Here is a 20,357-nt window from a genome sequence, read left to right on the forward strand (position 1 = left end):
TACGCGTTGAGGGTTTTTGTTTAAGTAGAAGTCACCAAAATTCGCTGGAACGTTACCTGCTAACGGATCGGCAACAGAATTTCTTGACGACCATAGAGCATTGGAACCACCTGATCCCATCCCGAACTCAGCAGTGAAACGATGTATCGCCGATGGTAGTGTGGGGTTTCCCCATGTGAGAGTAGGTCATCGTCAAGATTGAATTCCGAAACCCCTCATCGCTTACGCGATGAGGGGTTTTGTCGTTATGGGTTATCAAATAAAAAAGCCCGCTCAGGCATTCGCTCCGAGCGGGCTGTTGTGGTGCAGCATCAGTCAGCCAAACAGGCTGCGCACGTTCCCCATTGCGCCATCTGCAAACCCCTGAAGAAACGCCTCAAATGCATCCCCCTCAGGCCCTCCCTCAACAGGGTCGGCAACAATCGTCCAGCTGGCGAGGCAGGTATCGCCGTCGCCGATAGCGTCAACAGTCATTGCTGCCCACAGATTGCTGACTGGCAAGCTGGTGTGGATCAGTGACCAGGTCACATAAAGCGCTTGATCGTCCCTGGAGTTCAGTTGTTCGATAGCCACGTTGCCATCCTTGAACAGCTTGCTGCGAACCGAGCCCGGACCTTCACCGGTGACCTCAATGCTCTCCAGTGCCGGTATGAATGCCTGGAAGCCACCGAAATTGCCGACAACAGCCCACACGCTGGCCGCATCACCTGGGACTTCCACGGCGGACACCACTCGGCACGTCACCGGGTTCTTGATGAGTGTGTCGGGTTTCAGATTGCTGTGAAATGTGTTCATGTCGTTCTCCATTTATCTCAGTGGGTAGTGGCTCAGATGAAGTCGATTTCTTTCAGGTAATCGCAGCCCCTGCGCAGCAACGCCGGAGTCTTTTGCGGGTATTGCTCGCCCATGCGACGAATGCCGTTCAGGGTGTTGCGGTGCTCGATCATCGAGATATCGCCGATGTCTTCTTCAAACCCATCGAGGTAAAACCCCAGCACGCCAAACAGCGCGTTCTGGCTGTCGACGCGCCGGAGTTGCGCCTGCCATTGCTCGACGCTGACCAGCTCGAACTGACGCCCGGCCTCGCGAAAGGCGTGCACGTAGTCGCTCCAGCTCAAGGGCTCGGGGTTATGCAGATTGAATACCGCATGTTCTGGCTGATAACGGCTGGCATGGAAGCCGATGAAGCGCGCCAGAAAGTCCACCGGCATCAGGTCGAAGTTGATGGCGAACGCCGGAACCTGACCCAATTGCAGCGAACCCTTGAGCATCAGCATCAGGCGGTTTTTCTGTGGCTGACACACGCCGGTCACGCTGTTGAAGGCGATGTTGCCGGGGCGATAGATGTTCACCCAGGCACCTTGGTCCCGGGCACATTGCAGGATGCGCTCAGCCACCCACTTGGAGAGGTTGTAGCCGTTCTTGATGTAGATCGGCGGGGTCGCGGCAGCGGGTCGTTCAAGCACATTGCCAGCGGCATCGATGGCACTGCAGGCAGACAGCGTCGAAACGAAATTGAAGATCTTTTTACTGCGCCCCTCACACAGCTTCAGGCATTCAAAGACCGGGGCCACATTGTCTTTGACCAGGGTTTCGTAATCCTGGACATGGTTCACATTGGCAGCGTTGTGCACCAACGCACCAAACTTGAGATCCAGTCGTTCATACACCGCTTCACTGAGCCCCAGCCTTGGCTTCGTCAGGTCCGCGGGGTAGACCTTTACGCGGCTCAGGTCCAGGTGATCCAGACGGTTTTCCCGCAGGGCATGTTCGAAACGCTGCTGTGCGCTTTGTCCAGAAGTCTCCCGCACCAGGCAGGCGATCTCTGTCGCTCCCCAACTGAGCAGCGCTTGGACGATATGCACACCCAGAAAGCCATTGGCACCCGTGACAATCACCTTATGAACATCACCCAGCCTGCTGACGGGCAATGTAGCCAGTTGAAAGTCCGGGTTGGCATCCCGCAGCGCCTGAGCGCTGAGGACACCCGCCGAAGTGCCGTCGCTGTCGATCAGGCTGGCCAGCGTCAGTACTGTCGGTGCTTCGATAAAACGATTGATAGGAATGCTGCGCCCAAAGCGTTCACGAACCCCCAGCAACAGGCGCGACAGGAGGATCGAGTGGCCTCCGAGATTGAAAAAGCTTTCATCAGTCGAGATGTCGTCTGGCAGCAGCTCCAGCAGCTCGCCCCATAGCTCGAGCAGTGCCTGCTCCTGCGTAGTCTCGGGCAGACGGCGAGTGTGCTGCCCGGTAAAGCTCAGCGGTATTTCCAGAAGCGCTTTACGATCTACCTTGCCGTTGCTGGCGAATGGCATGCCGGGCAACATCGTGTAGACGGCGGGGTGCATGTAATCAGGCAGCAGACGTTGTACATGGGCCTTTAGCGCCTGTTCGTCATGCTCAATATACGGTTGAGCGAGAAACGCCAGAATTCGCCGTTGGTTGTCGATCACCACGGCAACCTGTCGATACAGTCCGCTGTCGCGCAGGCAATGCTCGATCTCCTCGGGCTCGACCCGAAAGCCGCGAATCTTTACCTGATTATCACGACGTCCGCTGAGGACGATGCCGTCAGCCGTCCACTTGGCGATATCGCCGGTGCGATAGGCGCGCATTAGCTGCCCATCCGGTTTCGTCAGCCACACATAACGCTCGGCGGTAAGCTTTGGGTTGTTGACATAGCCCAGGCACACACCGGGTCCGACGATGTACAGCTCCCCCTGAGTCTGCTCGGCCACGGGCTGCAACTGCTCGTCCAGAATCCACGCCTGGCTGTTGGCGATCGGTCGGCCCAGATGGCGGTTGCTGCTGGACGGCCCGAACTCGCAGGCGGTGACCAACACCGTGGCTTCGGTGGGGCCGTACAGGTTGTGGAAATGACATTGCCCGGTGAGTTGCACAATCACATGCGGCTCGCAGACGTCGCCTCCGGTCATGACATGCTCAAGCCCCAGCGGCTGATCCAGCGGCAGGATGCTCAACAGCGCCGGCGGCAGGAATGCATGGGTGATGCCTTGTTGCAGCATGCGGACCAACTGCAACGGATCACGCCGCTGATCCTCATCGGGGACCACCAGTTCGGCGCCGCTGAGCCAGGTGGGGAAAATGTCGATGATCGACGAGTCGAAACTCAGCGTCGAGAACTGCAGCACCCGGCTATGTTCGTTCAGGCTCACATGCTCGGCATACCAGGCGGTGAAGTGGCTGAGATTGCGCTGGCTGAGCAATACGCCTTTCGGCTGCCCGGTGGTACCCGACGTGTACAGCGCCATGCAGGGCGCATCCTGATCGGCAGCGGCGCCTGTATGCGCTGAAGCTACGTCCTCGACAGGCACCGCCGCGATATCCAGCGCCGGAAACTCCGCAGCGGCCAGTGGGTGCGAGCCATCGTGCAGCAACAGCATCGCCCCCGAGTTTTCCAGAATGTACTGCTGACGCTGCACAGGCTGGCCGGCATCAAGCGGCAGGTACACCGCACCGCAACCCAGAATAGCGAGGATGCCCGCGTACAGCTCGGCTGACTTGCTCAGGCAGATACCAATCACCGGAGGTGCGTCGGCTTTTGCGTGCGCCAGCAACGGCTGCAGCAAGCGCTGGATAGCGAGACTGTGCGCGTGCAGTTGCCGATAGCTGAGCGTCTGGTTGCGAACGGACAGTGCCGGGCGTTCGGCAAACGTCAGCAGCGCCTGCTCCAGCCGCTCGGTGATGGGTGTTTCGGCCCGTTTCAGCAGGTGTGGTTGATCTGTCTGATTGAGACGATGCTCGAACAGCAATTGATCAACCGCCTGCAAGCCATGCTGTCGATCACTCTGGGCGGGTGTGACGCTTGTCAGACCGTTGAAATAGTCGTCGTCTCTGGATAACCGGCTGATCTGTAATGCCGTCAGATCAACCATGCCTGCGACAGCCGCATCGCGCAGTACGCGCCCGTTGCCTGATTCCTCGACCGGCAGCCATTCATGAACGATCAAGCGTCCAGCTTCGGCAGCACCATGCCAGCACAGCAGCTCCAGCCGGGGTAACCCGTACTCCAGTTCCCCGCTGATACCGAACCGCAGGCTCAGATGCGTGAAGTGGCCGAACGCAATCAGTTGTTCCTTTGTCAGGTCCAGGCTGCCGTCTTCGATCAGCACGCAGCCATCAGGCATCGTCAGCGCGTCCAGCGCCTGCTGATCGGACAGATGCCGCACGCCATGCCCGTGGTCCTGCAGCTCGGTATTCAGTTCAGTCAGGGTCAGGCTGTGACCCATGAGCACAATCTCCAGGCGCTTCATTGCAGTGTCCCCCGAGTCGGCAGATAGTCCACCAGCGCCCGCTGCACACAAGGATCGTCCAGCATCGAGCTGTTCTTGAAGAAGCGCACGATGTTGGCAACCAGTGGGTGATGGCGGTTGACTGGGAAACTCACAGCCCTGGTTTCGTCCCTGAGCGCCTGCTTGACGGTGTCCGGCACCTGCAGGTGTTCGATCAGGGTGAAGTCGAAGCCATTCTGAAGATCGTTGGTCAGGTATTGAGCGATGAACACCGGCATGATGCGGGCGATGGATTCCCGGTCCTGTTGGGGAGCGGTGTGCCAGTAGATGCGTACCAGCCGCGCCCAGAAGCCCGAGTGGCGCCCCTCGTCCAGCAGGTGGTCGGCCATCAGGCCCTTGACCGATTGCTTGACCGATTCGTCCTTGGCAAACGCCGCCACGTCATTGGTCACGGTGTTCTCCGCGATGGCGACACAGATCAGCTCCACTGCGCTGCGCAGATGCTCCGGGGCCAGAGCCAGTGCGGCGGGAATGGCCCGGCTGAGTTCAATCTCGTCCGGCAACGGGATAGGCGCTATGCCCGTCAGGGCGATGGTCTGTTGCATGAAGTCCATCGCGACCAGTGCGTGATAGTCCTCATCGACCACCACCGTCATCGCGTCATAGCGACAGGCAAACGGGAAGCGAATCGTAAAGTGGTCCTTGGCGATGCTGCGTGCGGTCCTGTCGACGATCTCGGTCTCGAAGATCACCACATCGTTGATGAACTTGTAGAGGCTCTGTACCAAGGCATAATCGCGCAAATGCGCGCACTCGCGGATGAATGTGTCACTGAGCACCAGCGGCTGACGGCTGAGGGGGTAGATCAGTTTTTCATCGTTCTCGACGATCCTGCGTGGACGAGTACGAATGGTGGCGCGACCTTCCCACGCATCGATGAACGACATGTAGTCTTCTGCTTTCATGATGGCTTCCTTGTAAAGGCTTCAGGGTGTTGCGAGCGGGACTTACGCGCTGGCCTGCACCAGCGGCGTTCGCATGCTCAGGCGCAGCGTGTCCCATAGCCGGATCCTGCTTTCCACAGCGGCGATGGCGGTCTGATAAACCTCTCGTTCGCGCTGCGCGTCGCCAGCGACCAGACGAGCCAGCAACTGCTCTGCAGCCGGACCGTGGTCCTCGGCGTCCACTTCGATATGGCGTTCCAGGTAGTAGCGGAAGGTAGGGGCCTGGTCGGCGGTGATGCCCCAGTCATCGAGAATGGTCTGGAACATCTGCGGGATGACACTCTCGCGCCCATGCAGAAAGGCCGCCGCAACGCTGTGTGCTGGCGCATGCAGGGCGATGTCGAGCGTGTGTGTCACGAATGCTGTTGCTGCCTGCCCCGCGTCGACTTGCTGCAGTGCAGTTGTGTAACGCAGGCCCTGTCTCTGCAGTTCGATGAAGCGCTCGATCTGCACCGTACTTGCGCCGATCTCGCGCATCGCATCCAGATAGAGCTCGAAGTGGCTGTAGTGACCCGCGTCCAGTCGGTTATCGGATTCCTCACCCAGGACAATCTCGTTGATCAGGCGGGCAGCGGAAGCATCTGTCGGCGGCAGCCACGGCAATTGGGTGCAGGTCAGCTCCTGTTGCAGACGCTTGGTCAGCGACATGAAATCCCAGACCGCGAATACGTGGGTCTCCATAAAGCGCCGGAGTACATCCAATGTGGTGATTTCTGCAAAGATTGGATGACGGCCAAGTTCAACTTTCTTGTGTGCAAGCAGCGTTTTTTCACAAGGCATGATGACGGTCCTATTGAAAGAGAACGGTAAGTAGCAATGCAGTTATTTGCGATATAAAAGTGTCGGCTGTGCAGCGGTGGAACACAATGAAATACGTGGGAGCAAGGCAAGCGCAGGCCTTAAGTGTGAGGGCCCATTCGCCGCAAACATGCAACGGTTATTTCACATCCAGGCACAATGCAGTGTCGACGTTTCGAGCGCTAGCCCTTATACAGCGAGGGGGCACCCCGGTAAGCCATCAATAGCACCGACGGCGAAGAAAACTTAAAACAAATTTATCAGGGGGTGCAATCATTTTTTAATAATATTTAACTGGCTGTTTTTTTAGCATGTAAGTTGCCATATAAAACGCTCTGAATACGTTTTACAGGCGCGCAGACAACCCTCCCGACTGATAACGTCAGAATTATTAATAATGAGCGAATGCCTCGCCCAGCGTTGCCGATATGCTGAATAATCAGGGTTCTGGATTTTTTAATGGGCGAAGTTGGAAATGACTTCCAATGTCTGTTTGCCCCGTTCAACAACTCCTTATCCATTGAGTTCAGATGAACAGAGAACCGCTCCGATCCTGCGCGAGCCGTTCAGCCGTAGCCAGGGAACACCCTCCGGTTGGTGTCCTCAGCGCCTCGGCCGAGTTTGCCTCATTCCGGCGTTGGGCCATCTGGCAGATCAGGAAAATAGCGATAAAAACGCCATGCCCGGGTTGAGCCTGGCGATACGCTGACGAGATGTGGAGAGGAGGGCGGGAGGTACAAGCGGCCAATCCGCAGACGTTGTGTCATCGCCTGCCGGACAGACCGCCTTGATAATTCAGGCGGGGTTTTTCTTTATTGCGCGGGTCGACTTGGGCTTGGTGGCCTTGGTGGCCTTTTTGCTGTTCAGGTATTGAGTGACGGCCTGAACACCTCGGTTGAGGTGATACTGCAGCGCTTCGACACAGGGTTCGATCGCTTTCTGCTCGGCAAGCCGCAACAGCTGCCAATGGTCATCCTGAGAAAGCTTGCCCAGGCCCATGTCGGAAAGATTGAAACGCAGGAAGCGTTCCTCTTCGTTCAGGCCTTCTTCAACCAGACGCATGAGACGCTTGTTGTGGGTCTTGGCATACAGCGACAGGTGGAACATCCGATTGAGTCTGCCGATCTGGCCGAAATCCGTCTCGACTTCAAGCTGCTCGATATAGCCCTTCGCCGCCGCCAGATCATCGGCGTCCAGCAATGGGATAGACAGGCGCAACGCTTCGGATTCCAGCAGGATGCGCAAGGCATAGGCATCCACCGCGTCTTCGGTGATCAACGGTGCGACCACCGCACCCTTGTGCGTTTCGACACGCAACAGCGACTGCGCCTCGAGCTGGCGCAGTGCCTCGCGTACAGGCATGCGGCTGACGCCAAACAGCGTCGCCAGTTCCTGTTGGCGCAATGCCGTGCCACTTGGCAAGCTGCCATCGATAATGGCGTTTCGCAGCTTTTCTTCAATCACGGTTCTGGCAAGGTGCGCCGGAGGCTGCTCATTGCCCAGTACGGAGCCCAGAAAGGCTTCTCTATCTGATTTGCGCATTGGCCTACTTCTTCATCAACCCTGGCTGGACAACGTCCAATTAATCGCTTTGTAGCCGACAGACTAGCCAAGACTTGCCGGCACGTCGCGAAAATACAAACATCATCCTGTTTAACGGCGAACGCCGGATCGCGCTGCAGCCCGGTGAACTCGATAAGTACGCGCCTATCTTAGCGCTCATCGGCTCTGCGTACCGAGCGCGCGTTCACAGGTAACAGGAGTTTCACATGTTGTTTTTATGACGATGCGCTCTGAAACGACCGTTCCAGAGCGCATCAGGGCTTCGCTCGCGGCATAAGGCCGCAGGCGTGATCCTCTCAGCGCGTCAGGCGGCCGGAGACGAAGTGCTGAACGTCATTGAAACCGGGCGTCGACGCATGGCCGGGTGTCACCAGCGAATCGATGAACGCTTCGTCTTCAGCGGTGATATCCACCGTGAGTGCTTTGGTATAACCGTCCCACTGCTGCTCGGTTCTTGGGCCGACGATGGCTGAGGTCACGGCCTGGTTGTTGAGCACCCAGGCAATGGCGAACTCGACAATGCCGACCCCTTTGTCCTGCACATACGCCTGAACTCGCTGCGCAATACGCAACGACTCCATGCGCCATTCGGTTTCCAGCAGCCGCTTGTCCTGGCGCCCGGCGCGGCTCTCGCTGTCGGGGGCGATGTCCGGAGCGTATTTGCCGCTGAGCACACCGCGTGCGAGCGGGCTGTAGGGCACGACGCCCAAGCCGTGGTACGCGGCCGCAGTGATCTGCTCGACCTCAGCCTGGCGATTGACGATGTTGTACAGCGGCTGGCTGATGACCGGCCTGTCCACACCCAGGCGTTGCGCGACGTTGACGATTTCGGCAATTCGCCAGCCGCGGAAGTTCGACACGCCCCAGTAACGGATCTTGCCCTGCCGGATCAGATCGCCAATCGCCGACACCGTCACTTCCAGCGGCGTGTCGTGATCTTCCTTGTGCAGGTAATAGATATCCACATAGTCGGTATCGAGCCGCCGCAGGCTGTTCTCGATGGCGTTGAAAATATGCTTGCGGTTCAGACCGGCCCGGTTGGGCACGCCGTCGGCCGGGCCGATGGCGACCTTGGTGGCCAGCACCCAGTCACTGCGCTGTGCCGCGATGGCCCGGCCGACGATTTCCTCCGAACGCCCGGCGTTGTAGACATCCGCCGTGTCGATGAAATTGATGCCCTGATCCCTGGCCTTGTCGATGATGCGCAGCGACTCTTCGGCGCCGGTCTGCTCACCGAACATCATCGAGCCGAGTGTCAGTGTGGAAACCTTGAGGCCGGACTGGCCAAGGGTTCGATAATTCATGCTCAGCATCTCCATGTCATTCAGGCGAGCTCAGGTAACCCCCACGCCTTGAGCGGGAAGTCGGCCAGCGAGCCCAGCAGCAGGTCCGCATGCTCGTACTGCTCGACCGGCATGTGCGAGTCCGGCACAGCCACGGCGTACATCCCGGCAGCCTTGGCAGCGGTCACACCGAACGGCGAGTCTTCGAAGACCAGGCAGTCGGCGGGCGAGACGCCGAGACGGCGGGCGGCGACCAGAAAGATGTCCGGGGCCGGCTTTGCGGCGCCTACTTCCGGGTCGTCGGCGGTGACGACGGTGTCGAACAGCTCGAACCATGCGCGGTGCAGGGTAGTCTTGGCCTCGAAGTAATGCACAGACGAGCTGGTGCCCACGGCGATGGGAATATTGTGGGCTGCCAGATGCCGGACCAGCGCCTCGGCTCCGGGCATTGCCGGCGCTTTGGGGAAACGCTCTTCGAGCATAGGTTCACGGGTTTCGAGAAACTCGTCGATCGACATCGGCAGCTCCAGCGCCTTGATCACGTAGTCCGAGAAGTCCCGGGCACCGCGGCCAATGGTGTGCTGCTTGACGGACCAGTCGAAGGTGCGCCCGTGGCGACTGGCAATCAAGTGGGTGACTTCGGTGTAAACCCCCTCGGTGTCCAGCAACAGGCCATCCATGTCGAAAATGACGGCCTTGATCGGGCCTCGTTGTGTTTGCTGCTCGCTCATGTGATCACGTCCTGTTCCCAAATTCGTTTCAGCCTAACGTTTCCGGGAAGGCTGTGGCTAGGGTCTGTTTCAAAACCTTTCCGCGGGATTGGCGTGCGCAACAAAAGGCACAAGGCCATGTCCAACGCGCTTACAGAACGGCTACGCGCCCACAGAAATGGCCATGAAGGCTGGGCTGTCGGGATCTGCCGATGATAGTCTCTCGCGGCTTTCAATCGGCGCTGCCGGTCCCGGTACGACTTTCCCATCATCAGAACGGATATCTTCACGTCACTATGAATAAATCAGCAGGTATAGCGATTGGCGTCATCGTCGTAGCGGGCGCACTGGCTACGGCCGGTGCCTGGTACACCGGCAATCAGCTGGAAGGCGCGCTGAACGACTCGATCAGCAAGGCCAATCAGGAACTGGCGAAGTCGTTCAAAGGCACGGACACCAGTGTCAAACTGGAAATGCTCTCGCTCGACAAGCACTTCTTCAGCAGCACGGCGCACTATCGCGTCGACATCCAGAACCTGTCCGATAGCACCCAGGGCGGCCAGTTTCTGTTCGTCGACCATATTGAGCACGGCCCCATTCCGCTGTCGCATCTGAAGACCCTGAACCTGCTGCCGGTCATGGCCCTGAGCAATTTCCAGATGGAAAAAAGCCCCAGCGCCGAAAAATGGTTTGCCATGAGCAAGGACGTTCCACCGCTCACGGGCCAGGCCAGCATCGGCTATGACCGCGCCACCAAAGGCACGCTGCAGATGGCCCCGCTGGAAATGACCGACGTCGACGGCACGTTCCGTTTTTCAGGTCTGGACCTGAACGCCGAGTCGTCGGCCGACGCGGAAAAATTCAGCCTTGCGGGCAACATGGACAATCTGCAACTCAATGTCGCGTCGCCTGACGGTCCGGTCAGCATCGAGATCAAAGGCATGACCTTCGACACGGGCGGCACCAAAGGCAAGTCCGGTTTCTATCTGGGCCATACCAACATGAAAATCCAGAACGCGGGTTTCCAGGTGGTGGGCAAACCACAGGTGCAGATCCGGGATTTCACCAACACCAACCTGGCGCAGGAAGATGCCGGTAACCTTGCAGCGCAGATCAATTACGATGCCGGCATGATTGCCTACGCTGGCAAGGACGTCGGTTCTGCGCACATGGGCTTCAAGATCGCCAATTTCGATGTGCTGGCGACTCAGGCGCTGTATCAGTTGTATCAGGATAAAATCCTGCCTCAACAGCAACAGGCCGCGCTGGAGAAGCGTCCGTTCCGCCTGGAGCTGAACACGGCTGATCAGGAACTGATGAACACCCAGATGAAAACGCTGCTGGCGGCCAAACCGCACATCGAGCTGGAAAAACTCTCGCTCAAGACCAGCAACGGTGAAAGCCACGTGCGTATCGCCGTGGACCTGGCCGATCCAGGCCCGCTCGATCAGCCTTCCGATGCGCTGCTCATGAAGAGCCTGGGCGAAGTCAACGCCAGGGTCGTCCTGTCCAAGCCGATGATTCGCGATCTCGCGACCCAGCAAGCCATTCGTGAAGGCCAGACCGACCTCAAGGTCATCGCTGATCAGGCCAAGGCCGCTGGCGACATGGCCAGCGCCATGGCCGAGATGATGCAACTGGCCAAGGTCGACGGCGACAACATCGTCTCCGACCTGCATTACGCCAACCAGATGGTCGACTTCAATGGCCAGAAAATGACCGTGCAGCAGTTCATGAGCAACATCATGGGCAAGGTCGGCGTGCTGGGTAACCAGTAAGCCGCCTGCGACACGGTCTGCCGTCAGGACGGGCGATGTGCCGTCCTGACACCAGGCGCCGCTACTGAGTCAGCCCGCGCAGGGTATCCGCCAGTTGCCGGGTACGCTGCGAGGTGCCCGCCGTCATATCGCTGGAGCCTTCCAGTTCCGACAGCAGCCCCGTCAACGTTCCAACCTCAAGGGACTGCTCCTCGATGTGCTGCGCCACCTTGCGAATTTCCTCGGCCAGACGCTCGATATCGGTTCCGATGTCGTTGGCGTTCTGCGACGTCTTCTGCGCAAGCTGGCGCACCTCATCGGCCACCACTGCAAAGCCACGTCCCATTTCGCCCGCCCGCGCAGCCTCGATGGCAGCGTTCAGCGCCAGCAGGTTGGTCTGCCCGGCGATCTGCTGGATCATCTGCACCACCGACTGAATGCGCAGGCTGGACTTGGCCAGCTCCCGCGAGCCGAGCACCACCTCGTCAGCCTGACTGACCAGGCTTTTGACGGTGTTGCCCGCTTTGTCGATAACCGTTTCCTGCTGGGTGATGGTCTGCGACAGCTCATCCATCGAAACATGCAGCTCGCCAGAGTAATGGCGCAATTGAGCGGCGATTTCTTCCTGATCCTGATGGGCCTTGACCAGCACATCGCCCAAGTCGCTCAGGCCACCGAACACCGGACGGATCTGCTCGTCCAGACCGCTCGGGTCAATGGTTTGCACGAAGTTACGCTGCTTGAACTGATCGATCTGCTTGACCACCACATGGCTCAGACCGGCCAGCTTCTTGATCTGCCGACGCAGAAAGAACGCCTTGAACTCGCCGTAATAGGCGATGAAGTTATCGATGTAGTCGTCGCGGAACGGCTGCCCTTCGGGCACCTTGAAGAAGAACACGGCGGTGAGCGTCTGGTTGAGGTTCAACCCGAGAATCTCGCCAAAGGTCGAGAAGCCCACCACCGGCGTCGCACCGAACACATCGTTCATCCGGCCCAGTTCACTGCCGTTGTTCAGGCGCCGCAGGATGCAGTCGCTCAACAGGCCGAGCAGCGGCTTTCCGGACTTGCCCTGCAGAAAGCGCGCGAAGTCCTTGCGCGTGGTGTCGATCATGGACGTTCGTTTGACCATCACCAGCTCTTCGCCGGGTGCCACGTCGCAGAACAGGTGAACCCGCTCGCTTTCATAATCGATGCGCGCAATCGAGCGCACGAACAGCTCTTCGCCTACCCGGATGGCGAACGAGTACTGCGCCAGCTTGCCTTCCAGCTCATGCCGCTCGCACTTCAGCGCGTCACACAGCGCCGCAACCATCGTAGTGATCTCGCCTCTGGGGTTGACCACTTGGCTGATATAACGATCTTCCAGGGAGGCCGTCAGCACACTCAGGCTCAGTGGCGTCGGCGCGAAGTTCTGGCTCTTGAAGACGCCGAAGCGCACGTTTTTCGCGCTCTTGAGAAACACCACCTGAGCATGGTTTTCGTAGCTGCGTTTGCCGTCGTGAATCAAGGTCTTCTTGAAGTCGCCTTTGCCCCCCGCAGAACCGCCCACGAACAGGCACGGAAAGCGGCCCGACTCATACAGCGCTTCCATGAAAAACGACTCCGACGCCGACAGCCCGTCGAACGTGACGTAGGCCAGCGTATCGCGGTGGTCGATGGGGGTGTTGATCTGCGTGCGCTTGATCGAGTCGGTCAGGCGCGCAATGCGCTCACGCATCGACAGTCGCTTGCCCGCGCCGCGAATGTCTTCGCTGTGCAGCGGAATGTGCACCACCTCCGCACTCTTGATGACGCTTGAGTCAAACAGCGCGAGGACGATCCGGTCCCACTGGTTATCCGCCGCGCAGTACAGCGAATCATTGCCCGAGCACAGTTCGCCTGACGTTGTGCACAGGCTGATCTTCGCGTTGGGAAAGCGCGTAGCGACAGACTTGGCCACCTGATCGAAGTCGACGTGCGGCGAAACGAAACCGGTCAGATAGACCGGATCGAAGCTCAGCGCAGACAGCTTGGCGTTCAATTCCCGGGCGGACGTAATGACACTGATGGCGCCTTCGGTCCGCGATGTGCCGGCCCGAAAACGAGATAAAAAGCTCATGGTTAAACCCGTAAAGATAAAAAAGCAGAGGCCACGCGGAATATGGACCGATCCTTATTGATCGGCTGCCAACAGGTTCGGGTGAGCTTGAAGGGCGATGAATTTTGCCTATGCGTGCCGCTCAGGACAGGTGCAGCATCAACGCTCTGATGAGGGCGAGCGTCTGGCGATGCACCGAATCATAATGATCATTGTGGCAATAGGGCCGTACCGACAGGGTGATGGAGTCGGCCGTTGTGGAGGACAGGTGCACATCGACAGCGGGGCTGCTCAGTACATTGGGCAGGCGGGCGATCTGATCCTTGAGGCGCGGGATGATCTTCTGCTCGTCGGCGGTGCCTGGCAATGTCGCGGTCAGTTCGACGCTGCGAAAAGCATTGCTGGAAAAATTGACGATCGTGTCAGAGAAGATCTTGTTGTTGCCCACCAGATTCAGCACGTTTTCCGGCGTGTTGATCGACGTGACGAACAAGCCGATTTCGACCACGGTCCCGGTCACGCCCGCCGCCGAAATCAGATCGCCGACCTTGAAGGGCCGCAGCACGATGATGAAACCACCCGCGGCCAGATTGGCCAGCAAACCCGACCAGGCCATGCCGATCGCCAGCGCCACGGCCGCCAGCAGCGCCGCAAAGCTGGTGGTCTCGATGCCGCAATAGCTCAGAATGGCGATCACCAGAATGATATTCAGCGTCACCGTGATGAACGAGCCGACATAGCGCAGGACCGTCGGATCAAACCGCTGCCGCGTCAGCGAACGCTGTGCCATCCTGACCAGCACGCCGATCAGCCAGCGACCCACTATCCACAACAAGGCTGCGATCACCAGCCTCAGAACAACAGTCGTTCCGTACTGCAGAACGACATTGAACAACGAGTTGATTCCGTCAGTGCCGATATTGATGACATTCAGCGCATCCATCACCGCTACTCCAGACCGCAGGGCTCGCCCGGCAGATGGCCTACGGAGCGGAGCCATACATTGAAGGGCAAAGCAGGGCGGTGGCTACTGGTAGTTTTGACTGGAGGCAAAGGGCCTGCAACTGGTGTTGGGGGCTCAGCAGGTGTTGTGGGCTTTTAGCCTGCTCGTGTCTATTTTTTGTTTTTTGAGATGTAGTCAACTATGTTTTGTACCGTTTTGAATTTTTCAATTTCTTCATCCGGGATATCGATGTTGAATTCTTCTTGTAGAGCCATGCTGAGCTCGACAAGTTCTAAACTGCTACCCTTGAAATCCTTGGTTATGTCAGATGTCGGTTTTACCTCTACTACCGCTGCTTCCAAATGCTCGGCCACCAATTCTTTTACACGTGTCATTACCTCTTCCATGATCATCATCTCCTCGCTTGCGATTTTTACTGACTACTGAAATCCTAAAATTAGGCCTCAACAGAAAAGCTGTCTACTGACATTAATAACAGCTGTTCAACAGTGGGAGGTCTGAGCCGTTTGGCCATGCTCGTATTAAGCCCGTCGATAAATCGCTAAACTCGCCACCTCCCAAGGACGACTCAAGGACCTGGTATGCCGCTCCCTTCTGACACCCTGCGCCGTATGCTGGTGATCTGGCTGTATGCCGTCGCAGTTGCGCATGTGCTGGGCAGTCTGGTGTTCACTTGGGCAGGCTTTTCCGGCTTGCTCGACGGCTACCTGACTACGCTTGAGCAGGCCTTCTGGACCGATGCGGTTCCCGCCGCTGCTCGCGCGCAACAGGTCTGGTGGATGGCGCTGTTTGGCGCAACCTTGCAAACGTATTCCGTGTACATGCTGGCGCTGGTGCACCTGGGCAACCGCCTGAAAAGCACCATGCCCTGGGGCTGGCTGATTGCGGGCCTGCTGCTGTGGGCGCCTCAGGACATCCTGATTTCCGTGCGTGGGGGCGTCTGGTCGCACGTATGGCTCGATCTGGCGGCGTTGCTGGCGTTGTTGCCGCCGCTCATCTGGCTGTATCGCCATGACCGCCGCACTTCGGTTGTTCACGCGTCGAAGGACCCTCGTCATGTCTGACTTGCCGCTGCTGTATCTGCTGGCGGGCAACGGCAGCAGTGCCGAATGGTGGAACGACGCGCTGCCGCATTTTCAGCAGCATCGAGCCGTGCCGCTGGAACTGCCAGGCTTCGGCAATAATCCTCAGCCACCCTGCGAAGACCTCGCCGCCTATGCCGATGCGCTGTTGGCGGCGACCGTGAAGGGCAGCGCCATCGTCGCTGTGGGCGTCAATGCCTTGCTGGTCATGCATGCCTTGCAGCGCCAGCCCGGACACTTCTGCAGAAGCGTGCTGCTGGCCCCGGTGGGGGCTTTTCTGTGGCAGCGGCGCTTGCCTGCGCTGATGTCGCCGCTGCCCATTCGCAAGGCCATTCACTGGCTGCTGGCCAACAAGCCCACGCTGTTTGCGCACAAGTTTTCCAGGCAGACCTGGCCAGCCGAGCACTACCAGCGCATGGGCTCCGGTTACGCCCGCTGCCGTGCTTTCGTGCCGTATTGGGATCTGTTGCGTGCCGACACCGCGCTGCCCCGCTGCTGGAGTGGGTGCAAGATCCGATAGAGCTGGTCTGGGGCGATCAGGACGAGGTCCTGGGTATCGAGCAGGCGGCAGCGTGGTCGGCCATTCTGGCGCGTGCCGACCTGAGCATCAGCCTGAAACCGGGCTGGGGTCACTACCCGTGGATCGACGCGCCGGCCGAGTTTGCGCAGTGGCTGGAGTCGGGCGAGCGCGGCTTCGTTGCGCACACCAAAGGCGGCCGTCTGCGTCTGGCGGCCATCGCCGGGCAACCGGTGCCCGATGCACTGTCTCTGGTGCAGGGCGATGACTCGGCCTTGCCCGGGTTTCTGGCCCGTCAGCCTGACGCTATATGGGCCGTGCGCTCATCCAGCTTCGGTGAGGATCAGGCCGATGCGGCCAATGCTGGTCTGAGTACCACTTTTCTTCGCGAGCCCAGCCACAACGTACCCGTGCGCGTTGCAGAGCTGCACAACGCTGGCGTCGAAGAGGTGGTGGTACAGCGCTTCATCACGCCGGTGCTTTCCGGGATCGCTTTCGTGCGTCACCTGTCGGTCGAGCTGGAGTGGGTGCAAGGGCATCTGGAGTCGCTGGCCGACGGCCAGGCAAGTCCTGAGCGAGCAATCATTTCCCGCCTCGGCGCGGCCTGGAGCAGCGGCGACTTCAAGCCATCCCACGGTTTGACTGAGGAGGTGCTCTGGGACTTCCTGCAGGGCATTCTGCGCGTATTCCACTACGTGCCGGGCGACGTCGAGTGGGCCTGGGATGGCCGCCAGCTGTGGCTGCTGCAGTACCGCCCGATCAGTGACTACGGCTGGCGCCGCCACCTGACCGCCGCCAATATTGCGGAGATCCTGCCGCCACAGCCCAGCAGGCTGGTCGAGTACGCACAGCGGCGTGCCGCAGGCAGCATCCCGGCGATCATGGCGCGTTGGGATTCGCGCGTGTTGCAGGACAACGAGCCATTCACCGCACTGTTTGGCGCAGCTTCCTACATCAACAACGACCTGTTTCTCGCACGTTTGGCTGACTGGGGCATCGCCTCCAGCAGCTACGCCGATGAGGTCGGCGGCGCAGCACCGCATCTACCGTGGCGACCACTGCGTCTGCTGCGCTCATTGCCGGTGTTTCTGCGGATGCAACGTGTCGCGCGTGGCCACTTGTTGACCCTGGAAAAGCAACTGCACCGTTTCGACCGAGAGCTGCATGCCCTGACGGCCCAAGGTGCTGACGGTCAGCAATTGGCTGACTGGTTCACCCGTTTCTACGTATTCGTCGTGCAAGGCAACCTGTGCATCGCCACCTCGCTGGCCAGCAGCGGCGGAGACCTGCTGGGACGTCCACCGACCGCTTACGACGACCTGGAGCACTGCCCGCACCGGCTGCCCTGGGAAACCGACCCCGCGACCCCACGCCCGGCAGCCACTGACCTGCCTTTACAAGCTTTCCCGACCTGGCCGGGTTTCATTCGCATCGCCCACCGCGCAGGCCTGCCGGGCATGCGCGGCTACTACCTGCAAGTACGCGAGTGGTATCGCGACAACCTGATGCGCCTGTTCTTCCGCCTGCATCACGCCATGCCCAGCGCCGACCGGGAACACTGGTTTGCGCCGCATCCAGACATTCGCAGCCGTGCCGGCAGCTTCTGGCAGGACGGTCGAGAGGGCACCGAGCAGGCTAGTGGCTTCATGATCTATCCGGGGCAGGTTCAAGGCATTCTGGGCGACGACATCCTGCTGGAAGACACCCTCGACCCCGGACGCCACGCGCACTACCAAAACGCCCGCGCGGTGATTGCGCGCATGGGCGGACGTCTCTCGCACGGCTCGACCTTGCTGCGTGAACTGCGCAAACCCTCGGCCGTGCTGCCGCAGGTTGATCTGGCGTGGGTGGGGCGTGAAGTGCTGTATGTGGATGGGGAGTTGAGGTTGGTGGAAGGGCAGGCATAAAGCCCGAGGGGAATTATCCACAGCCAACCCGCACGCTCATTGAGCGGTGCGGGTGCTCAGCTGGCTACATCTGCAGGTCAGAGACGCATGCCTTTGAACGGGTTCCAGCCTTGCTCGCCTTTCACTTCCTTGAGGTAGTAGGAGTAGTTGGCCGTCAGGGCGTACATCAGAGAAAACACGACGTTCAAGCCGGTGCCCAATGCTGCCGGAACCTCCATTCCGAGGATCCCGAAGAGCAGAGCTATAACGATGTTGACCGCGATAATGACGCCGATCAGCGCCAGATTTTTCTTCCACAGACCCAGCACGAAGAAGTAAATCGGACCGAAGAAAAACGCGATGATGTTGGTGCAGACAAGCAACTTCTTCTTGAAGTCAGGCAGCGCGTTCACTGCCGGCTTGAAGCGTGGATCGTTCGGCGCACCATACGTCTCGAAAAAATTGAAGCGCTCTTGCCACTTGGCGCTGTGCTGGCCAGTGCTTTGGGTCTGATCTGTTGTGCTCATGGTGCTACTCCTTGTGTTCCGTGGGGTGACGTTTTCTTCCGGGAAATCCTGTGTCTCTGATGTTGCTGCTTTTGTAATCAGCGAGCGATTGTATGAAGTTTCCAGGTGGCGTACTACGCAATTGCGCCCCGAGCTCTTCATGCCGCCTCGACAAGGTATAGCCAAACGCTTACACGCGGTGGAGGGATTTGGCCATTTCCGATCTGGTCCTTCCTCCGTAGTATTGGATCCATCAAGTGGTGAACAGGCGTTCACCAGGATCAAGGATGATCGACCATCGCCTCGGAGGCAGCCGACAGGGAGTCGGGATGGTCTTGGAAAAACCCGCTTCGGCGGGTTTTTTGTTGGGCGCGATAAAGTCCTCGTTGAGCCCGGGCTATTTGCGTAGCGCCTTTCTCTTGCGCAGGCTTTCACGATGCACCTCGAGATCCTTGCGCCGCCGCATCTCCTGACGGATCTCCTTGCGTTCGGATCGAATAATCCTCCATTGCATGCGTAACTCCCGGCCGCGCTCGCTGTTGAGCGATAAAAGGCCCAGCAACGGGAAAAGCAGCCCCAGCACGTAAAGCATCAACTCGAAACGCCGCCAGTGCGCAGGGGCAGTGGGCAACACGGCAAAAAAGCAGCTCACCAGAATGGCCGCCAATATCCACATTCCGCACGCATGCCCGCGACTCATCATGATGCCGCCGAAACTCAAGACCAGTGATACGCCCATCATGAGCATCATTGACTGGCCCGTTCTCTCCGGCTCATTTGGAAAGTACGCATCGACCACCGTGCCTGCGGTAATGGCGAGGGAAAATATGCCCATGAAGATCGGAGTCAGAAAGGACAGCAGATAACGCGAGCGGAAAGCGGCAACGTGACTGCGGTAAATCACCATAGGCTCCTGCGAGGCCCGCTTGCTGCGAGATTGTTTACCCATTTTTCTTCCCTGGTTGGGTGTGGCGGTTAGTTGTCTTCTACGCTGATGGTCTGCTACCTGACTTCATTTGCTGAATGATATTACCCATTTCAAAAACCTACCCAGCCACCAGCGACTGCGTGCTTCACGAAGCTGTTCGATGTACTCGAACGTGTAAGACCGATTGTGCTTCTTTTCCAGCGCCAGGATTTTTTTCAGTATTCGGATGGCGTCCCTGTTCCAGTAAAGAAGGTAAAGATTGCTCAGTGCTATCCAGATACTGACCATAATGATCAGTTCTATAGGCCACACGATCATTGCAGCGATTCCGGCCACAATGACGCCTCCGCTCAGTAAGTTTCCGTTTCTCGTGCTGACATAACCGTGCACTATATAGACCTTGTTATCTCTGGTCTCAAAAGACAGCTGACCTGATCTCGATTTTGTGAAGTAAATAAATAAAAATGAAACAAGCATCAGTAAGGCCGGAATCATCGCCCACGATAAAGCATCTGTCGTCGACGCGCCGTATTCAGATTTTGCTATAAGATAAATAACGCTTGTATTCATGAGTAGAAATGAAGAGAAAAGGCCTGTGAAAGAATGAACTGCGATTGCAGTGAAGCTTTCGCTCAGGTAAATAAAATATATTGTTCGCATGAGCAGGGTAAAGAGACCGAAGCATACCAGCCAGAAAAAATCCGATTTAAACGTCGACATTGTGCCAAATAAGGCAATCAGGAAGAAAGACCCGTAAAGTCCCTTTTTTATTGCGTTGGGTTGTGGTTCGATCATGTGATTAACTCAAGTTTTAGAAGCGAAATATAGCAAAAGTTAATGGCTTGGTCTGAAAGATCATACATCAAATATTTAAGTGTATGGCCAGTCGTCCCACTATTTTAGATGGTTGCATTTGACGTGTGACTTAGTCAAAGCGGCCGGTGCTGAGGTTCAGACGGTTGCCGATGTTGTAATACGGATGGTTAGGTGCTGGTCTACGCGAAGAGGCAGTGAGGTCAAATTGCT

15 protein-coding genes, 1 rRNA gene and 1 pseudogene are annotated in these 20,357 nt (G+C 58.3%); 4 read left to right on the plus strand and 13 right to left on the minus strand.

From position 1 onward, the window contains the following. Window positions 1-82 precede the first annotated feature (82 nt). Window positions 83-198, plus strand: a 5S ribosomal RNA gene (gene rrf / locus LCH65_RS24720). 117 nt (window positions 199-315) lie between these two features. Here rrf and LCH65_RS24725 read toward each other — a convergent pair. The 7 genes from LCH65_RS24725 to LCH65_RS24755 form a co-directional block, all read right to left on the minus strand. Further along, window positions 316-795, minus strand: a complete 480-nt coding sequence (locus LCH65_RS24725) for an SRPBCC family protein (RefSeq protein WP_226439881.1) — start codon at window positions 793-795, stop codon at window positions 316-318. A gap of 32 nt (window positions 796-827) precedes the next feature. Continuing rightward, window positions 828-4,274: a non-ribosomal peptide synthetase gene (locus LCH65_RS24730; RefSeq protein ID WP_226439882.1), complete on the minus strand. Its 3,447-nt coding sequence runs from the start codon at window positions 4,272-4,274 to the stop codon at window positions 828-830. Continuing rightward, window positions 4,271-5,218, minus strand: a complete 948-nt coding sequence (locus LCH65_RS24735; RefSeq protein ID WP_226439883.1) for a diiron oxygenase — start codon at window positions 5,216-5,218, stop codon at window positions 4,271-4,273. The genes LCH65_RS24730 and LCH65_RS24735 overlap by 4 nt, the downstream gene beginning before the upstream one ends. Before the next feature lie 42 nt (window positions 5,219-5,260). Then, window positions 5,261-6,037, minus strand: a complete 777-nt coding sequence (locus LCH65_RS24740; RefSeq protein WP_226439884.1) for a DUF3050 domain-containing protein — start codon at window positions 6,035-6,037, stop codon at window positions 5,261-5,263. A gap of 813 nt (window positions 6,038-6,850) precedes the next feature. Beyond that, on the minus strand, window positions 6,851-7,597 hold the full coding sequence (locus tag LCH65_RS24745; protein ID WP_226439885.1) for a GntR family transcriptional regulator: 747 nt from the start codon (window positions 7,595-7,597) through the stop codon (window positions 6,851-6,853). A 317-nt stretch (window positions 7,598-7,914) separates the two neighbouring features. Beyond that, a complete protein-coding gene (locus LCH65_RS24750; protein WP_003434940.1) occupies window positions 7,915-8,922 on the minus strand; it encodes an aldo/keto reductase in 1,008 nt (335 codons plus the stop codon). A gap of 20 nt (window positions 8,923-8,942) precedes the next feature. Next, complete coding sequence (locus LCH65_RS24755) at window positions 8,943-9,632, minus strand: HAD-IA family hydrolase (RefSeq protein WP_003372998.1); 690 nt, start codon at window positions 9,630-9,632, stop codon at window positions 8,943-8,945. Between the two features lie 275 nt (window positions 9,633-9,907). Between LCH65_RS24755 and LCH65_RS24760 the strand changes: the two genes are divergently transcribed. After that, the gene (locus tag LCH65_RS24760) at window positions 9,908-11,389 is read left to right on the plus strand and encodes a YdgA family protein (protein ID WP_226439886.1); all 1,482 of its coding nucleotides are present in this window, start codon (window positions 9,908-9,910) and stop codon (window positions 11,387-11,389) included. A 61-nt stretch (window positions 11,390-11,450) separates the two neighbouring features. Here the strand turns inward: LCH65_RS24760 and LCH65_RS24765 are convergent, their stop codons facing one another. The 3 genes from LCH65_RS24765 to acpP form a co-directional block, all read right to left on the minus strand. Continuing rightward, on the minus strand, window positions 11,451-13,469 hold the full coding sequence (locus LCH65_RS24765; RefSeq protein WP_226439887.1) for a methyl-accepting chemotaxis protein: 2,019 nt from the start codon (window positions 13,467-13,469) through the stop codon (window positions 11,451-11,453). Between the two features lie 121 nt (window positions 13,470-13,590). Then, window positions 13,591-14,391 carry a mechanosensitive ion channel family protein gene (locus tag LCH65_RS24770; protein WP_003434930.1) on the minus strand — a complete coding sequence of 267 codons (801 nt, stop codon included), beginning with the start codon at window positions 14,389-14,391 and terminating at the stop codon, window positions 13,591-13,593. A 170-nt stretch (window positions 14,392-14,561) separates the two neighbouring features. Beyond that, window positions 14,562-14,798: an acyl carrier protein gene (acpP, locus tag LCH65_RS24775; protein WP_032609706.1), complete on the minus strand. Its 237-nt coding sequence runs from the start codon at window positions 14,796-14,798 to the stop codon at window positions 14,562-14,564. A 195-nt stretch (window positions 14,799-14,993) separates the two neighbouring features. Here acpP and LCH65_RS24780 point away from each other — a divergent pair, with 195 nt between their 5' ends. Beyond that, complete coding sequence (locus LCH65_RS24780) at window positions 14,994-15,476, plus strand: cell division protein (RefSeq protein ID WP_226439888.1); 483 nt, start codon at window positions 14,994-14,996, stop codon at window positions 15,474-15,476. After that, window positions 15,469-17,918: pseudogene (locus tag LCH65_RS24785) on the plus strand (PEP-utilizing enzyme). Before LCH65_RS24780 ends, LCH65_RS24785 begins: the two are co-directional and overlap by 8 nt. A 77-nt stretch (window positions 17,919-17,995) precedes the next feature. Here the strand turns inward: LCH65_RS24785 and LCH65_RS24790 are convergent. From LCH65_RS24790 to LCH65_RS24800, 3 genes are all read right to left on the minus strand, one after another. After that, complete coding sequence (locus LCH65_RS24790; RefSeq protein ID WP_024643255.1) at window positions 17,996-18,424, minus strand: DUF2628 domain-containing protein; 429 nt, start codon at window positions 18,422-18,424, stop codon at window positions 17,996-17,998. Between the two features lie 376 nt (window positions 18,425-18,800). Next, the gene (locus tag LCH65_RS24795) at window positions 18,801-19,352 is read right to left on the minus strand and encodes a hypothetical protein (RefSeq protein WP_226439889.1); all 552 of its coding nucleotides are present in this window, start codon (window positions 19,350-19,352) and stop codon (window positions 18,801-18,803) included. A 63-nt stretch (window positions 19,353-19,415) separates the two neighbouring features. Next, the gene (locus tag LCH65_RS24800) at window positions 19,416-20,126 is read right to left on the minus strand and encodes a hypothetical protein (protein ID WP_226439890.1); all 711 of its coding nucleotides are present in this window, start codon (window positions 20,124-20,126) and stop codon (window positions 19,416-19,418) included. Window positions 20,127-20,357 lie beyond the last annotated feature (231 nt).

Source organism: Pseudomonas sp. MWU16-30316, from assembly GCF_020515645.1.
Classification (GTDB): Bacteria; Pseudomonadota; Gammaproteobacteria; order Pseudomonadales; family Pseudomonadaceae; genus Aquipseudomonas; species Aquipseudomonas cerasi.

What these genes read in the sequence shown, in the direction of transcription:
- LCH65_RS24790 (WP_024643255.1), bottom strand. Translation starts at nt 18,424, where the DNA reads ATGAGCACAACAGATCAGACCCAAAGCACTGGCCAGCACAGCGCCAAG.
- LCH65_RS24750 (WP_003434940.1), bottom strand. Translation starts at nt 8,922, where the DNA reads ATGAATTATCGAACCCTTGGCCAGTCCGGCCTCAAGGTTTCCACACTG.
- LCH65_RS24765 (WP_226439887.1), bottom strand. Translation starts at nt 13,469, where the DNA reads ATGAGCTTTTTATCTCGTTTTCGGGCCGGCACATCGCGGACCGAAGGC.
- LCH65_RS24730 (WP_226439882.1), bottom strand. Translation starts at nt 4,274, where the DNA reads ATGAAGCGCCTGGAGATTGTGCTCATGGGTCACAGCCTGACCCTGACT.
- LCH65_RS24800 (WP_226439890.1), bottom strand. Translation starts at nt 20,126, where the DNA reads ATGATCGAACCACAACCCAACGCAATAAAAAAGGGACTTTACGGGTCT.
- LCH65_RS24745 (WP_226439885.1), bottom strand. Translation starts at nt 7,597, where the DNA reads ATGCGCAAATCAGATAGAGAAGCCTTTCTGGGCTCCGTACTGGGCAAT.
- LCH65_RS24780 (WP_226439888.1), top strand. Translation starts at nt 14,994, where the DNA reads ATGCCGCTCCCTTCTGACACCCTGCGCCGTATGCTGGTGATCTGGCTG.
- LCH65_RS24760 (WP_226439886.1), top strand. Translation starts at nt 9,908, where the DNA reads ATGAATAAATCAGCAGGTATAGCGATTGGCGTCATCGTCGTAGCGGGC.
- LCH65_RS24795 (WP_226439889.1), bottom strand. Translation starts at nt 19,352, where the DNA reads ATGGGTAAACAATCTCGCAGCAAGCGGGCCTCGCAGGAGCCTATGGTG.
- LCH65_RS24770 (WP_003434930.1), bottom strand. Translation starts at nt 14,391, where the DNA reads ATGGATGCGCTGAATGTCATCAATATCGGCACTGACGGAATCAACTCG.
- LCH65_RS24740 (WP_226439884.1), bottom strand. Translation starts at nt 6,037, where the DNA reads ATGCCTTGTGAAAAAACGCTGCTTGCACACAAGAAAGTTGAACTTGGC.
- LCH65_RS24735 (WP_226439883.1), bottom strand. Translation starts at nt 5,218, where the DNA reads ATGAAAGCAGAAGACTACATGTCGTTCATCGATGCGTGGGAAGGTCGC.
- LCH65_RS24755 (WP_003372998.1), bottom strand. Translation starts at nt 9,632, where the DNA reads ATGAGCGAGCAGCAAACACAACGAGGCCCGATCAAGGCCGTCATTTTC.
- LCH65_RS24725 (WP_226439881.1), bottom strand. Translation starts at nt 795, where the DNA reads ATGAACACATTTCACAGCAATCTGAAACCCGACACACTCATCAAGAAC.
- acpP (WP_032609706.1), bottom strand. Translation starts at nt 14,798, where the DNA reads ATGGAAGAGGTAATGACACGTGTAAAAGAATTGGTGGCCGAGCATTTG.